Consider the following 19,388-nt stretch of genomic DNA (forward strand, 5'->3'; position numbering starts at 1 on the left):
GGGCTTTGCCGCTGTCAGGTTGTACCTGCGAATAGTTCGCAGAAGCCTGGAGGGCGCGGCTGAAGACGGCCGTTCGCCGACGAGTAAGGCCCGCGCCCCCATGACCACCGCTCACCGCATCCGCACCTCGATGACCCGGAAGGAGTGGGCGAGTCTCGGCGGGATGGCCGCGTTCATCCTGGCGCTGCACGTCATCGGCTGGTTCACGCTGGTGGTGATCGTCGCGCCGGAGCACTACAGCCTGGGGGAGCGGAGCTTCGGGATCGGCATCGGCGTCACCGCCTACACCCTCGGCATGCGGCACGCCTTCGACGCCGACCACATCGCCGCGATCGACAACACCACCCGGAAGCTGATGAGCGAGGGGAAGCGGCCGCTCTCGGTGGGCTTCTGGTTCTCGCTCGGCCACTCCAGCATCGTGTTCGCGCTCGCCTTCCTGCTCTCGCTCGGGGTGAAGGCGCTGGCCGGACCCGTCGCGGACGACGGCTCCACGCTGCACAGCGTCACCGGCTGGATCGGCACCACCGTCTCCGGAACCTTCCTGTACCTCATCGCGATCATCAACATGGTGATCATGGCCGGAATCTGGAAGGTCTTCCGGCAGATGCGCACCGGCCACTTCGACGAGGCCGCCCTGGAGGAGCAGCTCGACAACCGGGGCTTCATGAACCGCCTGTTGGGCCGTCTGATGAAGTCGATCACCGAGCCGTGGCAGATGTACCCGCTGGGCCTTCTCTTCGGCCTCGGCTTCGACACGGCGACCGAGATCGCGCTGCTCGTGCTGGCCGGCTCGGGCGCCGCCTCCGGGCTGCCCTGGTACGCGATCCTGTGTCTGCCGGTCCTGTTCGCGGCCGGAATGTCCCTGCTGGACACGATCGACGGCTCGTTCATGAACTTCGCCTACGGCTGGGCGTTCTCCAAGCCGGTCCGCAAGGTCTACTACAACCTCACCGTCACGGGACTGTCCGTCGCCGTCGCGCTCCTCATCGGCACGGTCGAACTGCTCGGCCTCCTCGCCGAACAGGCCGGCCTGCACGGCCCGTTCTGGGACCGGGTCTCCGGCCTCGACCTCAACATCATCGGCTACATCGTCGTGGCACTGTTCTTCGCCACGTGGGCGGTGGCCTGGCTGGTGTGGAAGGTCGGCCGGATCGAGGAGAAGTGGACGGCGGGCCTGGCTCGGCCGACCGCGGTCTCGTCGGCCGAGGAGGGCTGACCGGGTCGGCTCATGTCCGCTGCCGCGGCGCCGGCCGGCGGGAGTGATCGTGTGGCAGCGCGGGAGCGTTCGCTGACGGCTGTCAGATGGCGGCGCCCGGCAGCGGCCGGCGGCCACGTCACCCAGCGGCGGGGCCGAGCAGGTAGGCCGCGCCCGCGCCGACCCGCTGCCTGCGCGAACGGCGGCCGTGGCGTGTGCCGGGTGCCTCGCGTGAGGGCTTCGCGTACGTGCGGCTGTCTGCGGGCGGGTCTCGGGGACATGTCGGGCGCGGAGGCCCGGTTGATCGTCTGCGGGCTTGTTCTGGCGCGGTGGCGACGTCACCGGCGGTGGGGCTGGGTCGCGTCGAGCTGTTGCCTGCGCAGACGGCGGCCGTGGCGTGTGCCGGGTGCCTCGCGCGGGGGCTTGGCGTACGTGCGGCTGTCTGCGGGCCGGCCCCGGCGGCATGCCCGGTGCGGAGGCCGTGCCCTGGCGCATGTCGGCCTGGTCTCGGCCCGCTTGGTCCCGCCCACCGGGGCGTCCGGAGCCGGGCTCATCAGGACGTGTTCAGGGGTGGCAAGCCCGCGCTGCCGGTCAGTCCTTCTTGCCGCGTCCGGTCAGGGTGTCGCGCAGCCGGTCGACCATCCCGACGCCCGGTGCCAGCAGCTTGTTGGCCGGAGGCGTGCTCGGGGTGGACGGGTGCGGGCGGGTGGGGGCGACCTTCTTCGCCTGGCGCACCTTGTCGCCCAGGGCGTCGAGGGCGTCGGGAGGACAGGACGCGCGAAGCCTGGGGAAGAGGTTCTGCTCCTCGTCGGCCACATGCGAACGGATCTCGGTCATCAGCGCCGTCATGAGCCGGTCGAACTCGGGATCCCCGGCGTCGCAGCCCTCCAGGTCCTTCATCAGCTGCTCGGCCCGCGCATGGTCCTCGATCTCCCGGTCGGCCAGGGCGTCGCCGCCCGCCACATGCTCGCGCACGGCCGGATAGAGATAGGCCTCCTCGGCCACGGAGTGCCGCACCAGTTCCATCGTGACCTGGTCGGCGTACACCTTGCGGTCCTTGTCACCGGGCGCGAGACCGTCGATCCGGCCGAAGAGCTCCTCGACCTCCCGATGATCGGTCATCAGCTCGTCGATGACGTTCCCACCATGGCCCATGTCCTCCACCTCCCTGGCAACGGCGGCCCGGACGGCCGCCCGCGACCCCGAGTGCCCCGTCGGAGGCGGGCCCACACGACGGCGGGCGAGCCGGACACAGGGGGTACTCACAGGAGCGGCCCGCTCGTACGTGGAGGTGACACGGTGACCGAAGGCAGTGACCGCACCAAGGACATAGGGGGAGCGCGCACCCCCTATGACCCCGGCACCCCCTGACCCTCCCGCGCCGACGCACACCTGGCCCCCGGTGTCGCCGAGGACGACGTGGAGAGGTGGGTGCCGTCCGCCTCGCTGCTGCACTCCAACAGCGACGCCATGGCCATCGCCGTGTGCGACGGACGGATCGTGGGCGTGCGGGGCCGGACCGACGACCGTGGCCGCCTGGGCCCCAAGGACCTCTACGGATGGGAGGCGAACGGCTCCCTGGACCGGCTGACCCGTCCACTTGTACGCCGGGCCGGGCGCCTGAAGGAGTGCGACTGGGACACGGCGATGGACCAGGTCGCGGGCCGCTCACGGGAACTGCCGGAGCAGCGGGGCCCCGGAGCCATCGGCTGCACCACCGGTCAGCTCTTCCTCGAGGAGTACTACACGCCGGCCGTGCTCGCCCGCGCCGGCATCGGCACCAACCATCTCGAGGAGGCGCAGCGCGGCGGGCGCGTAGGACGCGCTGCCCCGTACATCGGCGGTCGGGGGGCGAGGTCAGATGTCCCGCTTCTTCAGCGGCCGTACGGCGGGACCCTGCACGATGTCTCCGTCGGGGGTGAAACGGGACCCGTGGCACGGGCACTCCCAGGCGCGTTCCGCCGAGTTGAAGGCGACCAGGCAGCCCAGGTGCGTACAGCGGGCGGAGACGGCGTGCAGCTCTCCGTTCTCGTCGCGGTGGACGGCACAGCGGTGTCCGCCGACGCGGACGACGGCGCCGTCCCCGGGGGCGATGTCGTCCACCGAGCCTCCCGCGGCCGACGCCAGACGGTCCCCGACGAAGTGCCGTGCGACCTTGGCCTGGTTCTTGAGGAAGGCGGGCGCCTCACCGACGACGGTGCGGACGCGCCGGGGGTCGTACAGGTCGCTCCAGGCGCACTTCTGACCGGTGATCTGCTGTGCCAGGAGACGTCCCGCCATGATGCCGCCGCTCAGTCCCCAACCGCCGAAGCCGGTGGCCACGTACGTGTGATGGGCACCCGCGTGCAGCGGGCCGACGAGCGGTACGGAATCGGTGGGGTCGTTGTCCTGCGTGGCCCATCGGTGCGTGAACTCCAGGTCGCCGAAGTGCTCGGTGGCCCAGTCGGCGAGCCGTGCGAACCTGGCCTTCACGTCGCCGGTGCCCGGCGTGAAGTGCTCGCCGGTGACGACCAGCAGCCGCTGTCCGTCCTCGTACGGGGCGGTGCGCACGGATCGGGTGCCCTGCTCGGGCGTGATGAACATGCCGTGCGGATCGAGGCCCGCGGGGATCGGCGCGGTCAGGACCAGCTCGCGGCGCGGGGACAGCCGGGTGAACAGCAGCGCCCGGTCGAAGACGGGGTAGTGCGTGGCGACCACGACGTCGTCGGCCCGTACCGTCGCTCCCCCCGCGGTCCTCAGGGTGCAGGGGCGGCCTTCGTCGAGGCCCACGACGCGGGTCCGCTCGTGGATCACCGCGCCCTGCCGGAGCAGGTCCTCGGCGAGTGCCAGGAGGTACTTGCGGGGATGGAACTGCGCCTGCTCCGTCACCCGGACGGCGCCCGCGACGGGGAACGGCAGACCGGTCTCGGTCACGTACTCGGCGGGCAGCCCCGCCTCCCGCGCCGCGTCCGCCTCGGCCTTCAGCTCGTCGGTGGCGGCCGGGTCCCGGGCGTAGGTGAAGGCCGCCGTGTCCTCCCAGTCGCAGTCGATGCCGAGCTCGTCCACGATCTCGGCGGCATGCCGGACGGCCTCCGTCTGCGACCGCGCGTACAGCTTCGCGGCCTCGGGGCCACGGGTCCGGCGCAGCCGGGCATAGACGAGCGTGTGCAGGACGCTCAGTTTGGCGGTCGTGTGCCCGGTGACCCCGGTGGCGATCCGGTCGGCTTCCAGCACCGCCACGCGGCGGCCGGCGCGGGCCAGTTCCCAGGCGGTACTGAGACCCGCGATGCCGCCACCGACGACGGCGACATCGACCGTGAGGTCGGATTCCAGCGGCGGATGGAGGGTTCCCGGGGGCGCGGTGTCGATCCAGTACGACCGGTGATCGTCTGCGGGTGTGTTCATGGGGGCCGAGTTCCCCGGGCGTTCCCCGTGAAGCGCTCGGGGACGCAGGTCAGGCGGCTGGTTCCGGCCGTACGCCGACCGCGGAACCCACGGTTTCCGGGCACGCATAGGAACCGGGGGTCTTCGCTCCGCTTCCTCCGGGTACCCGGCGCGGACGCCGAGAGTTGAGGAGGAGAGCAGATGAGCACGGTCAAGGAATCCGTGGACGTCGAGGTCCCCGTCCGCGCCGCCTACAACCAGTGGACGCAGTTCGAGGAGTTCCCGCAGTTCATGGAGGGCGTCGAAGAGGTACGTCAGCTCGACGACAAGCACAACCACTGGACGACCAAGATCGGCGGGGTGCGGCGTGAGTTCGACACCGAGATCGTCGACCAGCTGCCGGACGACCGGATCACCTGGCGGGTCGTCGAGGGTGACGTCCGCCAGCGCGGAACGGTCAGGTTCCAGGAGCTGGACCCGACGCACACGCGCGTGGAGCTCACGATGGACGTCGAGCCCAGCGGTGTCGCCGAGAAGAGTGCGGACATGCTGGGTGTGCTGGACCGCCGGATCAAGGGGGACATGCGGCGCTTCAAGGAGTACATCGAGCACCGCGGCGGCGAGACCGGCGCCTGGCGCGGCCGCATCCGGCCCGACGAGCCCGGTTCACCTCTCATCTGATCCGAGCCGGCGAGTCCAAGGGCTCCGAACGCCCCGGGCGGTCCCGCACACCGGCGGACCGCCCGGGGCGTGCGTCACGGCTCGGTACGCGGCCTGGACCAGCGGCACAGCAGACGGAACGCCTGGAGGCATGGCGGCCCTCTGGGGGCGTGCGAAGTGGCCCGCGAGTACCCCGGCGGCGACACCGCGAACCCGCGCCGGACGCGGCGCTGTCCCCACCCTGACCCGGCTGTTTCCGGGCAGCGCTTGACGTGCCGTACCGGCAGGCGGTGAGGTGAGGCCAGATCAGATCAACTCCGGGAGTCCACATGCCACTTGACGCCAAGCTCATCAACAGCGATGTGCCCCACTCCGCCCGGATCTGGAACTACTGGCTGGGCGGCAAGGACTGCTACGAGATCGACCGCCTCGTCGGTGACCAGATCGTCGAGGCGAACCCGCAGATCCTCGACATAGCCCGGGCCCAGCGGGCCTTCCTCGTCCGTACGGTGGAACACCTCGTCCGCGAGGTGGGCATACGCCAGTTCCTGGACGTCGGCACGGGCCTGCCCACCGCCGACAACACCCACGAGGTCGCCCAGCGGATCGCCCCGGAGACCCGGATCGTCTACGTCGACAACGACCCCGTCGTGCTCGCCCACGCCGAGGCCCTGCTCACCAGCTCGCCCGAGGGCGTGACCGCCTATATCGACGCCGACATCCGCGACCCCGAGGGCATCCTGCGGACCGCCGCCGAGACGCTGGACTTCACCCAGCCGATCGCGCTCGTGCTGCTGGGGATCACCGCCCACATCGTCGACGACCAGGCGTACGACATCGTCGGGCGCCTCATCGAGGCGCTGCCCTCCGGGAGCCACGTCGTGCTCTGCGACGACACGGAGGTGCTCGACCCCGAGGGCATGCGCACCATGATCGAGCAGTGGAACGAGGCGGGCGACAACCCGCGCGTCAACCGGACCCCCGAGCAGCTGGCCCGCTTCTTCGACGGCCTGGAGCTGGTCGACCCGGGCGTGGTCTCGGTGTCCCGCTGGCGCCCGGGACCGGCCGGAACGGAGGGTCCGGAGGTCGACGACTTCGGGGGCGTGGCCCGCAAGCCGTGACCGCGGAGGGCCTCTTCCGCAGGGGAGGGAGTGGCCCCCGCGTGCCGGGCGCCGGCCGGGCGGTTCCGGGTGCTTGCCGCCCTCGCTCCGGCGCGGGGCACCGCGGCAGCCCGCGCGGTGCTTCCCCGTCCGCCTGTTCGTCGGTCGCGGTCGGCCGGATGCCCCGCGGGGCGGATCCGACGAGAACGGAGCGGCGGCCCGAGATCAGCGGGGCCGCCTTCCCTCCGAGCCGCTGTCCGCGACCCCGTCCCGCAGGGCGTCCGAGATCGACTTGACTCCGCCGTGCGCGGTGAGGCCGCCGTCGACGGGGATCTCGGCGCCCGTGATGAAGGACGCCTCGTCGGAGAGCAGGAACGCCACCAGCGGGGCGATCTCGGCGACCGTGCCGGTGCGGCCGAGAGGGGTCTCGCGGAGGTTGGCCTCGCGGAAGGCGGGGGCGGCGGAGGCGGTCATCTCGGTCTCGATGAAGCCGGGGTGCACGGTGTTGACGCGGATGCCGCGCGGGCCCAGTTCCGTGGCCGCCGCCTTCGACAGGCCGCGCAGGGCCCATTTGCTGGCCGTGTAGGCGACCGGGTAGTGACCGGTGAGCGCGGCGGTCGAACCGACGTTGACGATCGAGGAGCCGGGCGGCATCAGCGGGGCGAGGTGCTGGATGCCGAGCAGGGGGCCGGTGACGTTGACGGCGTGGACACGGGCGAAGTCCTCGGGGCGTACGTCGTCGATGCGGGCGCGCCAGGTGATGCCCGCGTTGTTGACCAGGCCGTGGACCTGGCCGTACGACTCCCGCAGTTCCGCGGCGAGTTCGGCCCACTCCTTGTCGCTGGTGACGTCGAGGCGGCGACAGCCCGGGGCGTCCGTGACGTCGGTGGCGATGACCCGGGCGCCCTCCCGGGCGAGGGTCTCGGCCTCGGCGGCGCCCTGGCCGCGAGCGGCGCCGGTGACGACCACCACCTTGCCCGGCAGCCGTGTCACGGCCGCTCCCGGGTGCGGCGACGGCCGGTCGGCAGCGGTACCCGGTCGACACCGGCGACCACCGTGTTGGAGACGGTGCCGATGCCCTCGACCGTGAGCGTCACGGTGTCGCCGGGCTTCAGCGGCGGTGGTTCCTGGCGGCCCTTCACGCCCCAGAGTTCCGCCAGACAGCCGCCGTTGCCGCAGGTGCCCGAGCCGAGGACGTCACCGGGTCGGACGACCGTGCCGCGTGAGGCGTAGGCGACCATCTCCTCGAAGGTCCAACTCATGTTGGAGAGCAGGTCCTTGCCGATGACCTCACCGTTCACTGAGGCCGTCAGCGACAGCCGCAGGAACCCGTCGGCGTCCCGGTACGGCTCCAACTCGTCGGCGGTCACCAGGTACGGCCCGAGCGTGGCGGCCGTGTCCTTGCCCTTGCAGGGGCCGAGGTTGACCTGCATCTCACGGGACTGCAGATCGCGGGCGGACCAGTCGTTGAGGATGGTGTAGCCGACGATGTGGTCCCGGGCCTGCTCGGGTGTGAGGTCCCGGCCCTCGCGGCCGATGACCGCGGCGACCTCCAGCTCGAAGTCCAGGACCCGTGAACCCGGGGGCACGGGCACGTCGTCGTACGGTCCGATGACCGCGTAGGGGTTGGTGAAGTAGAAGGTCGGGGCGTCGTACCAGGCCTCCGGTACCCCGGTGTTGCCGTCGATCGAGCGCCGTACGCCCTCGACGTGTTCCTCGAAGGTGACGAAGTCCCGGACGGTGGGGGGCTGGAGAGGTGCCAGCAGGCGTACGTCGGTCAGCGGTACGGCCGTTCCGACGGGGTGCCGGCCGGACGCGGCCTCGACCGGTGAGGTGCCGTCGGGCAGCCGGCGTACGACGGTGTCCTCGACGACACCGACCCGACGGCGCCCTTCGTGGAGATAGGTGGCTATGCGCACAGGGACCTCACACCGGCGGGGCGACGAACACGCCGCGGTCGACGTCGTTGAACGACTCCTTGGCGACCAGCTCGTTCATCGGGTTGGCGGTGCCCCACTGGTCGGCGATCTCGGGTTGGGAGAAGTCGTAGACGTGCGGGTGCCAGGTGTCCTCGTCCAGCAGCTCCAACTCGGTCGTGTACTCGACCGTGTTGCCGTGCGGGTCCAGGAAGTACGTGAAGGTGTTGTCGCCCGCGGTGTGTCGGCCCGGGCCCCAGAGCTTCTTGTGGCCGGCCCGGATCACCCGGCCGGAGCCGCGCAGGTACTCGTCGATGCCGCGCATCTCGAAGGAGACGTGGTGCAGGGCGGTGTGCGGGCCCTGGGCGATGGCCATGGAGTGGTGCTGGTTGCTGATCCGCATGAAGTGCATGGCCTCACCCATGCGCGGGTGCATGAGGGTGTCGGAGAGCCGGAAGCCCAGATGCCGTTCGTACCACTCACGGGTGACGTTGAGATCGGGGGAGTTGAGGACGACGTGCGACAGCTTGACCGGGATCGCCTCCTTCTCCTCGATCCTGCGGTGCTGCCGGACGTCCACGTCCGCCGAGACCTCGATGGTGCGGCCGTCGACGTCGAAGAAGCGGAAGCCGTAACCGCCGCCGGGGGTGTCGACCTTGCCGGGCTGAGAGATCAACCGGACGCCGCCCGCCAGCAGTTCCTCCACGAGGGTGTCCACGTCGGCCGCCGAAGCGGCGCCGTACGAGACGAGGTCCAGCCGCTTCTCCTCGGCCTTGCGCAGCCGGACGACGTACTGCTCCGGTGAGCCCTCGGCGGCGAGGAAGGAGATACCGGAGTCCTCGGCGACCTTGGTCAGGCCCCAGACGCCGGCGTAGAAGTCGAGCTGCTTGTCGTAGTCGGGCACGGCGAGGTCGACGTGCCGCAGATGGGTGAGCAGACGCATGAGGTCAGTCCTTCCGGAGGAGGGCGACGGCGTTGCCGCCCCGTACGGCGTGGAAGTCGGGGTCGGGGAGCCGGGCCGCGCGCAGGGCGCCGACGGGGTCCTCGGTGCCCATGTCGAAGGGGAAGTCGGAGCCGAGCAGCACCCGGTCGGCGCCGGCGGCCCGGATCAACTCCCGGAGCACGTGCGGGTCGTGGACGAGGGAGTCGAACCAGATCCGGCTGAGGTAGCTGCTCGGCGGGTGTGCGCAGCCGGCGCCCGCGTCGGAGCGGGCCGACCAGGCGTGGTCGGAGCGGCCGATGTGGGTGGGCAGATAGCCGCCGCCGTGCGCGGCGACGATCTTCAGCCCGGGGTGGCGGTCCAGCACCCCGGAGAAGATGAGGTGGGAGAGCGCGACGGCGTTCTCCGTGGGCTGGCCGACGACGTTGGACAGGTACCACCGGTCCAGGCGCTCGTCGAGGGTGCAGCCGAAGGGGTGCAGGAAGAGGATCGCGCCGGTCGTCTCGGCCAGGGCCCACAGGGGGGCGTAGGCCGGGTCGGACAGTTCCCTGCCGGGGGCGTGGGACGAGATCTCCACTCCCGCCAGGCCCTGGTCCAGGGCGTGAGCGAGGGCGCGCACGGCCTGCTCGGGATGTTGCAGGGGGACGATGCCCAGCCCCCGGAGCCGGTCCGGCGCCTGCGCGCAGTGCGCGGCCGTCGCCTCGTTGGCGAGGCGGTACACCTTCTCCGCTGTCTCCTCGTCCGCCCAGTAGTGGTAGTGCGAGGGGGAGGGGCTGACCAGCTGGATGTCCACGCCCTGGGCGTCCATCGCGGCCAGCCGCAGCGAGACGTCGGTCGCCTTCGGGACGATGGAGCGGACCATCGGGCCGCTGACCGCGAGGGACGCGGCGCCGTTGCGGCGGGCGTCCAGTGCCCTGGCCTCGGCCAGGCCGGGGAGTGCGGCGACGGCCTCCTCGACCTCGGGGACCAGGAGGTGGGCGTGCACGTCGACGGTGGGTGGGGTCACGGCAGTTCCTTCAGGATGTTCATCGTGCGGCCGATCAGCCCGGGCACGTCGGCGTCACGGACACCGTCCAGCTGCCACTGGCCGATCTGCACGGACGCCTCGACAACGGTTCGCACCCGGGGGATACGGCGCTCGTAGTACGCCTGGAGGAGGTCCTCGTCCCAGTCCCGCCCGCTCGTGAGCAGCTCCGCGAGGACGGAGGCGTCCTCCAGGGACTGGGCCGCGCCCTGGGCGATGGTGGGCGGACAGCAGTGGGCGGCGTCGCCGACGAGGACGACCCGGCCGCGATGCCAGGAGCCCTCCACCAGCAGCTTGTCGAACCACGTGTAGTTGACCTTCGCCGGGTCCGTGATGTGCTCGACGATCTCGGGCCAGACACCGCCGTACGCCTGCGCGAGCCGACGCATCTCGTCCGCGTAGGTCTCCGGCGGGATCGAGGCGCGGTCGCGGTTGGCCTCGACGACGTACGCGTAGATGGTGTTCTCGCTGGTCGGGCAGTAGCCGGCGATGTAGGCCGGGCCGCCGTAGGCGAGGTCGGTGCGGGTGACGCCCGCGGGGCGCGGGGTCGGGGTGCGCCAGATGGCCATGCCGGTCGGCTCCGGTTTGTCGGCGATGCCGATCGCGGCGCGGGTGGCGGAGTTCAGACCGTCGGCGGCGATCACGAGGTCGTAGCGGCCGGTGGTGTCGTCGCTGAAGCGCACCGAGACACCGTCGGCGTCCTGTTCCAGGGTCTTGGCGGTGGTGCCCAGCCGGACCGTGGCTCCGCAGGCGCGGACCGCGTCGATGAGGATCTGCTGGAGCCGGGGCCGCTGCATGCCGAGCGTGGCGGGCAGGTCCTCGCCGCCGGTGCGGATGTCCTCGATCTCGTGGATCACGGTGCCGTCGGGGATGGTCACACCGAGCGAGCCGAAGGCGTACCCGCAGGCCGACACCTCTTCCCACACGCCGAGGTCGCGCAGCACGCGCAGGGCGTTGCCCTGGAGGGTGATGCCGGAGCCGGTGGTGGCGTTCCAGTCCGGTCTGGCCTCGATCAGCTCCACGGCGAGGCCGGCGCGGCGCAGCAGGATCGTCACCGCGTTGCCGGAGGCGCCGCCGCCTATGACGAGGACTCTGCGGGGTGTGCTCATGGGGAACTCCCTTGTTCCGCTGGTTACTTGACGGCGATCGGGTTGACCGGGGAGCCGACGGCCCCGGTGATGGGCAGGGGCGCGGCGGTGAGCCAGAACTCGTACACACCGTCCGCGGCGCAGTCGGCGGCGAGCGTGTCGAGGTCCCACATCTCGCCGATCAGCAGGCCGATGTGCGGGATGGCGACCTGGTGCAGCGGCTGGAAGGCGTGCTCGAACTCGTTGGGCCGTACCTCGAAGCCCCAGGTGTCGGTGGCGATCGCGGCGATCTCGGTGTGGTGCAGCCAGCCCGCCGTGGTGAACGACAGCCCGGCGGAGTCACCGCCCGCGTAGTCGCCCCAGCCCTCGCGGCGGGCCCGGGCCAGGCGACCGGTCCGTACGACGATGATGTCGCCGCGGCCGACCCGTACGCCGTGGGCCTCGGCGGTCGCGGTCAGGTGCTCCTCGGTGATGGCGAAGCCGTCGGGCAACTCGCCGTCCGCGCCGATCACTTGGCCCACGTCGAGGAGTACGCCCCGACCGGCGACATGCGGGGCCATGTGCTGGATGCCGGTGACGAGGTCACCGTCGGAGGTGACGACCTTCTCGGCCCGCCGTCCGTTCCAGGCGTTGCCGTGGTCGAAGATGTGCCCGAGCCCGTCCCACTGCGTCGAGCACTGCAACGGCATCGCGATCACGTCGTCGGCGCCGCCGATGCCGTGCGGGAAACCCTGGTTGCCGAGGGCCGCGTCGGTGCCGGTGTCGAGCATGGTGTGCACCGGGTTGGTGCGCCGCCGCCACCCCTTCTGCGGACCGTTCATGTCGAAGGACTGCGACAGTGAGAAGCTCACGCCCCGCCGGACGAGGGCGGCACCCTCGCGGCGCTTGGCCTCGTCGAGGAAGTTGAGCGTGCCGAGCACGTCGTCCTCGCCCCAACGTCCCCAGTTGGAGTACGCCTTGGCGGCCTCGGCGATGGCTCCCTCGGGGTCGGTCCGGTCGAGCGTCACCGGGGCACCTCCGCGGTACAGCGCGTGCGCTGGGCGCCAAGACCCGTGATCGACCCGTCCATCACATCGCCGTCCCGCAGCAACCGGCCCCAGTGCATGCCGTTTCCGGCCGGGGAGCCCGTCAACACCAGGTCCCCGGGAAGGAGTTGCGAGGTCTGGGAGGCGTACGACACGATCCGCGCGACGCCGAAGAGCATGTCCTTGGTCGACTCGTCCTGCATCGTCTCGCCGTTCAGTCGAAGCGTGACCCGCAGGTCGCCGGGGTCGGCGATCGACGCGGCGGGGACGATCCACGGGCCGAGCGGGGTGAAGCCGGGCGCGTTCTTGCTGCGCAGCCAGTCCGTGCCGATGGCCTTCATGTCCCGGCGGAAGACGGTGGCACGGTCGGTGAGGTCGTTGGCGATGGTGTACCCGGCGACGTACTCCAGGGCCTCCTCGACGGACACCCGGTAGGCGGGCCGGGAGATCACGGCCGCCAACTCCAGCTCCCAGTCCGGCTGTTCGGCCCAGGACGGGAGGACGACGTCGTCGTACGGGCCGGTGATCGCGCTCGGCAGTCCGATGAAGACGTACGGCAGGTCCTCGGCGGCCCGGCGGTCCATGATCGCGGCGGTCTCGGCCCGCGCCTCCTCGACCGTGCGCGGGTCGTCGGGGGAGCGGTGGGCGAGCTCCAGGTCGATCACGTGCTGCCGGTAGTTGGCGCCGGACTGGAAGATCTGGCGGGGCTCGACGGGAGCGTGGACGTGCAGGGCGTCGAGCGGCTGCCGGTCCGCCTGCGCGTCCGCCGCCAGCTCGTGCAGACGCGGGAGCAGCTCGGCCCAGCGTTCGAAGACCGCCCGGGTCGTCAGAGCGGGTTCGCCGAGGGCCGTACGGAGATCCAGTACGTGCCCCTCGGGGACCACCAGGCCGGGGAAGGGAGCCTCGCCGGGGGCGGAGAAGGTACCGAGGGCGAACGGTCCGGAGAAAGCTGCGGGTTTCACGGGCATGTCCTCCTGATTGCGATGTGACTAATCTGGCCCCGCATCTCGTAATCTGGGAAATCGATTCTGTGGATGCGGATCATCCACGCCGTCTATGCCTATGCCGTGTGGAGCGCGCCATGAACCTGGCCAGCCTCGACCTCAACCTCGTGGTCGCCCTGCGCGCCCTCCTGGAGGAACGCAACGTCACCCGGGCCGGGCGCCGGGTCGGCCTCAGCCAGCCCGCGATGAGCGCGGCCCTGGCCCGGCTGCGCCGCCACTTCGACGACGACCTGCTCTCCCGCGTCGGCGGCCACTACGAACTGACCGCGCTCGGCCAGGTCCTCCTCGACCGCACCTCAACCGCCTGCGATCTGCTGGAACGCCTCTTCACCAGCCAGGCCGACTTCGATCCGGCGGTCGAGGAGCGGGAGTTCACGATCGTGTCCTCCGACTACGCGGTCGCCGTGTTCGGCGCCGAACTCGCCCGCACGGTCCACCGGGAGGCGCCCGGCATCCGGCTGCGCTTCGTCCAGACCCCGCCCGGCATCGTCGAGCAGGCCGGCACCCTGCTGAGCACCACCGAGGGAGTGCTCATGCCGCACGGCATCATCAGCGGCTTCCCCGCCACCGAGCTCTACCGGGACCAGTGGGTCTTCCTGGTCGCCGACGACAACCCTGACGTGGGCGAGCGGCTCACCCGGGACGATGTGGCGCGGCTGCCCTGGGTGACGTACCAGCGCACCTACGACGCCCCGGCGGTCCGCCAGCTGGGCATGCTCGGCATCGAACCCAAGGTCGAGGTGTCCGTCGACAGCTTCACGGTGCTGCCGTTCCTGGTCGCCGGGACCCGCCGCATCGCCCTGGTCCAGGCCCTCCTCGCCGAGCGGCTGCGCGGCGTGGCCCCCGTGCGGATCATGGAGGCGCCCTACGAGTCCGTGCCTCTCCAGGAAGCCCTGTGGTGGCATCCGGTGCACACCCACGATGCCGCGCACATGTGGCTGCGCGAGACGGCGGCACGGGTCGGGGCCTCGGTGACGGGACACGACGTCCCGGGGGGCCAGGGGGCAGGGCATCCAGCCGGTGGATGATCCCGATCCGGGAGATCGATCGGCTGAGGGGTAGGCGTGGCGGGCACGCCGGTTCATAGTCGGGGCAGTTCCTGACGCCCGCCGCTCGGGCGCAGCCCCCTCCGGTGCGCGGTCGCCGCACCTCCTCCCCCTGACGTGGAGCCCCGCCATGCCCGGATCCGTATCCCTGCGCGCCCCTCTCCTGATGGCCGGCAGCTGTCTGCCCGTCCTCGGCGCGGTCCTGATCGCCCCCGTGCTGCCGAAGATGCAGGACCACTTCGACTCGGTGCCCGGTGCCAAGACGCTCGTCCCCGTGGTCCTGACGGTCCCGGCGCTGGCGCTCGCCCTGCTGGCACCCTTCGCGGGCGTCATCGTCGACCGGCTGGGCCGCCGACGTCTGCTGGTCGTGGCGACCGTGCTGTACGCGCTCTTCGGCACCGCCCCGCTCTGGCTCGACTCGCTCGGCGCGATCGTCGCCTCCCGCGTCCTGGTCGGCATCACCGAGGCCGCGATCATGACCTGCTGCACCACACTGATCGGCGACTACTACACGGGCCGGGTCCGGGACCGCTATCTCGCCCTGCAGACCATGTGCGCCTCCGCCTCCGCCACCGCGTTCTTCGTGATCGGCGGCGCGGCCGGTTCGGCGGGCTGGCGCGCCCCCTTCTGGATCTACGCGGTCGGCCTGCTGCTCGCCCCCCTCATGGCGACCGCCCTGCCCAGGCTCCGCCAGGACGACGCCTCCGGCGAACTCACCACCGACGCACGCCCGTTCCCCGTACGACGGCTGGCCGGCATCTGCGCGCTGACCGTGTTCGGTGCCATGGTCTTCTACACCGTGCCCGTCGAAACGGCCTATCTGCTGGACGACCTGGGCATCACCTCCACCGGCGTCATCGGCCTGGCCACCGCCCTCGCCAGTGCCGCCACGGTGGCCGGGTCGATCGCGTTCACCAAGCTGCCGGGCACCCCCGCGAGCCGGTTGCCCGTCGTGTTCGCGCTGTGCGGCACCGGGTTCGTGGTCATGGCGCTGGCTAACGGCCCCGTGCTCCTGATCGCGGGCGCGGTCCTCAACTGCCTCGGTACGGGCGTCCTGTTGCCGTCCCTGCTCACCGTCGCGATGTCCGGGCTGGAGTACGCCGACCGCGGGCGCGGCACCGGACTGTGGACGGCGGCCTTCTTCTTCGGCGAGTTCATCTGCCCGCTGATCCTGATCGGGCTGGAGTCCGTGGTCGGGAGCCTGGCCACCGCCGTCGGCGTCCTGGGGCTCGCCTCGGGGCTGGTCGCGGGCGGACTGCTGCTCGCGGGGCGGCCGGCGGTCGTGGAGCACGAGCACGCCGCCTAGGCGGGACGAAGGCGGCGCTCCTTGACGGGGCGCCGCCGTGCTCTCCCGGCCCGCGTGGCCTCGGCCTCGGTGTCTCAGCCCGTGTGAAGGATCCGAAAGCGGCCGGGTTCCGCCGGATCGCGATCGACGACCTGGACCGGCGACGAGGCCCACTGCCACACACTGATGCCCGGCGTGCGGGAGAACCCGATCCGCCCGCGGGTGCCCTCGACCGCGACGCGCGGCCAGGATCCGGCGATGCCCGCCCGGTCCGTGCCGTGCGTGCGCAGCAGATCGGCGAGGACGGCGACCGTGTCGTAGCCCTCGAAGGCCACGAAGGAGGGCGCCTCACCGAGCCGCTCGCGAAGGGCGGCCTCGACCCGTGCTCCGAGCGGCGTGAGACGCTCGGGCAGATAGCGCAGGAACGGCACCCCGGCACCGTGATCACCCAGCAACGTGGCCCATTCGGCGAGCTCCGGCTGCCCGGCCGGCGCACCGATCAGGACCTCGGCGAGGCGCCGGTCGCTGCGGATGGACTCGACGATCGGGACGGCCGGCTCCGGGTGTCCGACCAGCAGAAGGAGGGCTGTGGCGCGCTGCTCGACGAGCGCGTCGCACACCGCAGCCGGGGCGAGCACGCTCATGTCGAGTTCGACGACGGTGCCGCCGCGCTCGGCGAAGCGGTCCCGGAGGATGCGGGTCCCGGATGCCCAGTAGACACTCGGCTGCGTCGCCACGGCGATCCGGCTGTGGCCCGCGCCGAGCAGGAAGTCCGCGTAGGTCCGCCAGCCGCGGGACTGCGGCGGCGAGAGGCGCGCGACCCAGTCCGTCGGCTGTTCCGTGAGCACGTCGAGCACCGCCGACGAGCAGAGGAACGGTACGCCGAGGGAGTCGGCACGGCCGGCGGCGGCTCGCGCGACGACGCTGTGATACTCCCCGGCCAGGGCGGCCACACCCAGGCGGGCCAACTCGTCCACGGCCGCCGCGGCCTTCTCCGGATCGGCCGCGGTGTCCCGGACCACCAGTTCCAGGGGGTTCCCGGCGACCCCGCCGGTGTCGTTGACTTCGCGAGCGGCCAGTTCGAGGCCCGCGAGCACATGCCGGCCCGCCTCGACCCAGCCGGGGCGGGTGAGCGGAACGAGAACGCCGATCCGGACGGACGATCCGTCCCGCCGGGATGGGTGCACCGAGGTGATCATGCCGGACATTGCATCCACCACCCTCGCGGACAGGCAAGCGATTTGGGGATCGCTCTCGGCCCTTGGGATGTGGCGGCCGCACGGCTATAGTCAACAATGTTAGTAGGTGTTTAAGTGTCTAAGTGAAGTGGTCGGCCATGACGGAGAACGGACCTCTGCGGTACGTCGCCCTCGGTGACAGCCAGACCGAAGGGTGCGGCGACGGCGACGACATACGAGGGCTGCGCGGATGGGCCGACCGGCTCGCCGAGCACCTCGCCCGGGACACACCGGAGCTCCTCTACGCCAACCTCGCCGTGCGCGGCCGGCTCGCCGGGCAGGTGCGGGACGAACAGCTCGCACCCGCCCTCGCGTTGGAGCCCGGCCTCGCCACGGTCGTCGCCGGGGTCAACGACCTGCTGCGGCCCCGGTTCGACGCCGACGAGGTGGCCGGGCACCTGGAGGCGATGTTCGCCGCACTCACCGCGCAGGGCGCCCGCGTGGCGACGGTGACCTTTCCGGACGTCGCCCGGATCACCCCGCTGGCCCGCCCGATCGGCCCCCGGATCATCACCCTCAACGACCGCATCCGGCAGGCCGCCGCCCGGCACGGAGTCGTGGTCGCCGAGACCTCCCACCACCCGGTCGTGACCGACCCGCGCCTGTGGAGCCCCGACCGGCTGCACGCCAGCCCGCTCGGCCACGCCCGGATCGCCGCCGCCGTGGCCGACGCCCTCGGCCTGCCGGGCAGCGACGACGGCTGGACCCGCCCGCTGCCCGCCGACCCACGGGCGGCCTCCGGTCTGCGGACGGTCGGCGACGAGTTGCGCTGGGCCGGCTCCTTCCTCGGCCCCTGGCTGGTACGGCGGGTCCGGGGACGGTCGTCCGGCGACGGCCGGCGGGCCAAGCGGCCCGAGCTGCTCGCGATGCCCCGGCCTGCTGCCATACACCCCATTGACTAATCAACTAGGTTGGCCCCATGGCTCTGCGCAACGCGGTGATGGCCGCCCTCCTGGAGGGCGAGGCCTCCGGATACGACCTCGCCAAGGGCTTCGAGGCCTCCGTCGCCAACTTCTGGATGGCCACCCCGCAGCAGCTCTACCGCGAGCTGGAGCGCATGGAGACCGAAGGCCTCGTCTCCGCCCGCGTGGTCCAGCAGGAACGCCGCCCCAACAAGCGCCTGTTCTCCCTCACCGACGCCGGTCTGGAGATCCTGCGCGCGTACATCGCCGACGTGCCCGCGAAACCGACCGCCATCCGTGACGAGCTGATGGTCAAGGTCCAGTGCGTCGACATCGGTGACGCCGACGCCGTACGCACCGCGATCGCCGAGCGCGTGGAGCGGTCCACCGCCAAGCTGGCCCGCTACGAACGGATGCGGGAGCGCATGCTGGCCGGCCGCACCGAGGACGAGTACTTCGCCGAGGCCGACCGCATCGGGCCCTACCTCACCCTGCTCGGCGGCATGGCCTTCGAACGCTCGAACCTCAAGTGGGGCGAGGCCGCCCTGAAGAGGCTCGATCAGCGCGCTGCACGCCAACCGGTTCCGCCGGGACCGTGACGCGGAGGTCCGGTGCCTCAGCTGAGCGTGAACCCCTTCGCGCAGAAGTCCCAGACCTCGTCGGCCGTGATCGGGTGGGAGCCCGTCTGACCGCTGGACTGCGCGTTGGACATGACGGTCTGCATGGTGAGGGCCGCCACCCGGCGGGGCTCGAAGCCCTCGCGCAGCAGACCGGCCTCCTCGAGGTCCGTCATCAGCTCGGTCAGCAGGGCGAGCAGCGGTGCGTTCGCGACCCGCAGCTCGTTGGGGTGCGAGACCAGCAGGCGCAGCGCGAAGTCGGTGAACAGCGGGCGCTTCGCGGCCGGGTCGGGGCAGGAGATCTCGAAGAGGGTCCGCACGGCGACCTTGAGCCGGTCCAGCGGGTCCGAGTGCTCGGCCGCGGCGGTACGCAACTGCTCCGCCGACTTGCTCATGGCGTCCTCGAACAGGGCGAGCAGCAGCTCGTGCTTGCCGTCGAAGTGCTGGTAGAAGCTGCGCAGCGACTGCTGGGAGCGGTCGACGACCTCCTGCACGGTGAAGTCGGTCGTCCCCTTGCCCGCCATGATCGCCTGGGCCGCGTCGAGAAACCGCTCCACCCGCTGCTCGGCCCGGCGCTTCGCCGCCTGGGTGGACCGCTCGACCGCCCGCTGCTTCCAGGCCGGCTCTTCGGTGGGCGTGCTCAAGGGCTGGTCCGCCTTGTCTCCCATGAGGAGAACATTACTGCGGTGCAGCGACAACGGGCCTACCGTCCAGATCGGGCACCTCCTCTCCCGAAAGCGATACTCCCAATTTCCCTGAGTGAGATGGTGATTCTCGCCGAGCCATCGCGATGCACCGGGGCACGCAAGGCGAGACCCCCAGCTGTCGGAGTTCGGCGCCGCCTGGGGTGGCTGACGGATGCCGCAGCCACCCCGGGCGGTGCAACCGCGTCAGCCCTTGCGGGTGTTGATCTCCTCGGTGAGGGCGGGGACGACGTCGAAGAGGTCGCCGACGACGCCGTAGTCGACGAGGTCGAAGATCGGGG

At 71.4% G+C, this 19,388-nt stretch carries 18 protein-coding genes and 1 pseudogene; 8 read left to right on the forward strand and 11 right to left on the reverse strand.

What is annotated here, in order from left to right; genetic code table 11:
• The first annotated feature begins 100 nt into the window (after positions 1 to 100).
• Positions 101 to 1,216 carry a HoxN/HupN/NixA family nickel/cobalt transporter gene (locus ACIOHP_RS26430; protein ID WP_401891461.1) on the forward strand — a complete coding sequence of 372 codons (1,116 nt, stop codon included), beginning with the start codon at positions 101 to 103 and terminating at the stop codon, positions 1,214 to 1,216.
• A 570-nt stretch (positions 1,217 to 1,786) separates the two neighbouring features.
• Here ACIOHP_RS26430 and ACIOHP_RS26435 read toward each other — a convergent pair.
• Complete coding sequence (locus tag ACIOHP_RS26435; protein WP_401891463.1) at positions 1,787 to 2,350, reverse strand: hemerythrin domain-containing protein; 564 nt, start codon at positions 2,348 to 2,350, stop codon at positions 1,787 to 1,789.
• Positions 2,351 to 2,494: 144 nt separating this feature from the next.
• Here ACIOHP_RS26435 and ACIOHP_RS26440 point away from each other — a divergent pair.
• Positions 2,495 to 2,989: pseudogene (locus ACIOHP_RS26440) on the forward strand (molybdopterin-dependent oxidoreductase); the annotation flags it as partial.
• 63 nt (positions 2,990 to 3,052) lie between these two features.
• Here the strand turns inward: ACIOHP_RS26440 and ACIOHP_RS26445 are convergent.
• Positions 3,053 to 4,579 (reverse strand): FAD-dependent oxidoreductase, encoded by a 1,527-nt coding sequence (locus ACIOHP_RS26445; protein ID WP_401891465.1) that lies wholly within the window; start codon positions 4,577 to 4,579, stop codon positions 3,053 to 3,055.
• A 180-nt stretch (positions 4,580 to 4,759) separates the two neighbouring features.
• On the opposite strand from ACIOHP_RS26445, the gene ACIOHP_RS26450 reads away from it, so the two are divergent.
• Both ACIOHP_RS26450 and ACIOHP_RS26455 read left to right on the forward strand, forming a co-directional pair.
• A complete protein-coding gene (locus ACIOHP_RS26450) occupies positions 4,760 to 5,239 on the forward strand; it encodes an SRPBCC family protein (protein ID WP_361491016.1) in 480 nt (159 codons plus the stop codon).
• A 308-nt stretch (positions 5,240 to 5,547) separates the two neighbouring features.
• Positions 5,548 to 6,339 carry an SAM-dependent methyltransferase gene (locus ACIOHP_RS26455; protein WP_361557770.1) on the forward strand — a complete coding sequence of 264 codons (792 nt, stop codon included), beginning with the start codon at positions 5,548 to 5,550 and terminating at the stop codon, positions 6,337 to 6,339.
• A gap of 204 nt (positions 6,340 to 6,543) precedes the next feature.
• Here the strand turns inward: ACIOHP_RS26455 and ACIOHP_RS26460 are convergent, their stop codons facing one another.
• From ACIOHP_RS26460 to ACIOHP_RS26490, 7 genes are read right to left on the reverse strand one after another with little or no spacing between them, the layout of a single operon-like run.
• Positions 6,544 to 7,311: an SDR family oxidoreductase gene (locus tag ACIOHP_RS26460; protein WP_361557773.1), complete on the reverse strand. Its 768-nt coding sequence runs from the start codon at positions 7,309 to 7,311 to the stop codon at positions 6,544 to 6,546.
• Positions 7,308 to 8,237 carry a fumarylacetoacetate hydrolase family protein gene (locus ACIOHP_RS26465; RefSeq protein WP_401891468.1) on the reverse strand — a complete coding sequence of 310 codons (930 nt, stop codon included), beginning with the start codon at positions 8,235 to 8,237 and terminating at the stop codon, positions 7,308 to 7,310. The genes ACIOHP_RS26460 and ACIOHP_RS26465 overlap by 4 nt, the downstream gene beginning before the upstream one ends.
• A 7-nt stretch (positions 8,238 to 8,244) precedes the next feature.
• A complete protein-coding gene (locus ACIOHP_RS26470; RefSeq protein WP_401891469.1) occupies positions 8,245 to 9,177 on the reverse strand; it encodes a VOC family protein in 933 nt (310 codons plus the stop codon).
• Positions 9,178 to 9,181: 4 nt separating this feature from the next.
• Positions 9,182 to 10,180 (reverse strand): amidohydrolase family protein, encoded by a 999-nt coding sequence (locus tag ACIOHP_RS26475; protein ID WP_401891471.1) that lies wholly within the window; start codon positions 10,178 to 10,180, stop codon positions 9,182 to 9,184.
• Positions 10,177 to 11,307, reverse strand: a complete 1,131-nt coding sequence (locus tag ACIOHP_RS26480) for an FAD-dependent oxidoreductase (protein WP_401891473.1) — start codon at positions 11,305 to 11,307, stop codon at positions 10,177 to 10,179. The genes ACIOHP_RS26475 and ACIOHP_RS26480 overlap by 4 nt, the downstream gene beginning before the upstream one ends.
• Positions 11,308 to 11,330: 23 nt before the next feature.
• Positions 11,331 to 12,293 carry a cyclase family protein gene (locus tag ACIOHP_RS26485; protein ID WP_401891474.1) on the reverse strand — a complete coding sequence of 321 codons (963 nt, stop codon included), beginning with the start codon at positions 12,291 to 12,293 and terminating at the stop codon, positions 11,331 to 11,333.
• Positions 12,290 to 13,279, reverse strand: a complete 990-nt coding sequence (locus ACIOHP_RS26490; RefSeq protein WP_401891475.1) for a fumarylacetoacetate hydrolase family protein — start codon at positions 13,277 to 13,279, stop codon at positions 12,290 to 12,292. Before ACIOHP_RS26490 ends, ACIOHP_RS26485 begins: the two co-directional genes overlap by 4 nt.
• A 113-nt stretch (positions 13,280 to 13,392) precedes the next feature.
• Here ACIOHP_RS26490 and ACIOHP_RS26495 point away from each other — a divergent pair, with 113 nt between their 5' ends.
• Together ACIOHP_RS26495 and ACIOHP_RS26500 are read left to right on the forward strand one after the other, a co-directional pair.
• Positions 13,393 to 14,343: a LysR family transcriptional regulator gene (locus ACIOHP_RS26495; RefSeq protein WP_361557790.1), complete on the forward strand. Its 951-nt coding sequence runs from the start codon at positions 13,393 to 13,395 to the stop codon at positions 14,341 to 14,343.
• Between the two features lie 148 nt (positions 14,344 to 14,491).
• Positions 14,492 to 15,667 (forward strand): MFS transporter, encoded by a 1,176-nt coding sequence (locus ACIOHP_RS26500; RefSeq protein ID WP_401891477.1) that lies wholly within the window; start codon positions 14,492 to 14,494, stop codon positions 15,665 to 15,667.
• Between the two features lie 74 nt (positions 15,668 to 15,741).
• Here the strand turns inward: ACIOHP_RS26500 and ACIOHP_RS26505 are convergent, their stop codons facing one another.
• Positions 15,742 to 16,854, reverse strand: a complete 1,113-nt coding sequence (locus ACIOHP_RS26505; protein ID WP_401891479.1) for an ABC transporter substrate-binding protein — start codon at positions 16,852 to 16,854, stop codon at positions 15,742 to 15,744.
• Positions 16,855 to 16,982: 128 nt separating this feature from the next.
• Between ACIOHP_RS26505 and ACIOHP_RS26510 the strand changes: the two genes are divergently transcribed.
• Together ACIOHP_RS26510 and ACIOHP_RS26515 are read left to right on the forward strand one after the other, a co-directional pair.
• The gene (locus tag ACIOHP_RS26510; protein ID WP_401891480.1) at positions 16,983 to 17,786 is read left to right on the forward strand and encodes an SGNH/GDSL hydrolase family protein; all 804 of its coding nucleotides are present in this window, start codon (positions 16,983 to 16,985) and stop codon (positions 17,784 to 17,786) included.
• Positions 17,787 to 17,803: 17 nt separating this feature from the next.
• Positions 17,804 to 18,385: a PadR family transcriptional regulator gene (locus ACIOHP_RS26515; RefSeq protein WP_401891481.1), complete on the forward strand. Its 582-nt coding sequence runs from the start codon at positions 17,804 to 17,806 to the stop codon at positions 18,383 to 18,385.
• Positions 18,386 to 18,402: 17 nt separating this feature from the next.
• Here ACIOHP_RS26515 and ACIOHP_RS26520 read toward each other — a convergent pair whose 3' ends face one another.
• Complete coding sequence (locus ACIOHP_RS26520; RefSeq protein ID WP_401891483.1) at positions 18,403 to 19,071, reverse strand: TetR/AcrR family transcriptional regulator; 669 nt, start codon at positions 19,069 to 19,071, stop codon at positions 18,403 to 18,405.
• Between the last annotated feature and the right edge of the window lie 317 nt (positions 19,072 to 19,388).

Source organism: Streptomyces sp. NPDC087859 (assembly GCF_044742595.1).
Lineage (GTDB): Bacteria > Actinomycetota > Actinomycetes > Streptomycetales > Streptomycetaceae > Streptomyces > Streptomyces canus_F.

What these genes read in the sequence shown, in the direction of transcription:
- ACIOHP_RS26430 (WP_401891461.1), top strand. Translation starts at nt 101, where the DNA reads ATGACCACCGCTCACCGCATCCGCACCTCGATGACCCGGAAGGAGTGG.
- ACIOHP_RS26490 (WP_401891475.1), bottom strand. Translation starts at nt 13,279, where the DNA reads ATGCCCGTGAAACCCGCAGCTTTCTCCGGACCGTTCGCCCTCGGTACC.
- ACIOHP_RS26500 (WP_401891477.1), top strand. Translation starts at nt 14,492, where the DNA reads ATGCCCGGATCCGTATCCCTGCGCGCCCCTCTCCTGATGGCCGGCAGC.
- ACIOHP_RS26470 (WP_401891469.1), bottom strand. Translation starts at nt 9,177, where the DNA reads ATGCGTCTGCTCACCCATCTGCGGCACGTCGACCTCGCCGTGCCCGAC.
- ACIOHP_RS26520 (WP_401891483.1), bottom strand. Translation starts at nt 19,071, where the DNA reads ATGGGAGACAAGGCGGACCAGCCCTTGAGCACGCCCACCGAAGAGCCG.
- ACIOHP_RS26510 (WP_401891480.1), top strand. Translation starts at nt 16,983, where the DNA reads ATGACGGAGAACGGACCTCTGCGGTACGTCGCCCTCGGTGACAGCCAG.
- ACIOHP_RS26495 (WP_361557790.1), top strand. Translation starts at nt 13,393, where the DNA reads ATGAACCTGGCCAGCCTCGACCTCAACCTCGTGGTCGCCCTGCGCGCC.
- ACIOHP_RS26445 (WP_401891465.1), bottom strand. Translation starts at nt 4,579, where the DNA reads ATGAACACACCCGCAGACGATCACCGGTCGTACTGGATCGACACCGCG.
- ACIOHP_RS26515 (WP_401891481.1), top strand. Translation starts at nt 17,804, where the DNA reads ATGGCTCTGCGCAACGCGGTGATGGCCGCCCTCCTGGAGGGCGAGGCC.
- ACIOHP_RS26450 (WP_361491016.1), top strand. Translation starts at nt 4,760, where the DNA reads ATGAGCACGGTCAAGGAATCCGTGGACGTCGAGGTCCCCGTCCGCGCC.
- ACIOHP_RS26435 (WP_401891463.1), bottom strand. Translation starts at nt 2,350, where the DNA reads ATGGGCCATGGTGGGAACGTCATCGACGAGCTGATGACCGATCATCGG.
- ACIOHP_RS26480 (WP_401891473.1), bottom strand. Translation starts at nt 11,307, where the DNA reads ATGAGCACACCCCGCAGAGTCCTCGTCATAGGCGGCGGCGCCTCCGGC.
- ACIOHP_RS26455 (WP_361557770.1), top strand. Translation starts at nt 5,548, where the DNA reads ATGCCACTTGACGCCAAGCTCATCAACAGCGATGTGCCCCACTCCGCC.
- ACIOHP_RS26505 (WP_401891479.1), bottom strand. Translation starts at nt 16,854, where the DNA reads ATGTCCGGCATGATCACCTCGGTGCACCCATCCCGGCGGGACGGATCG.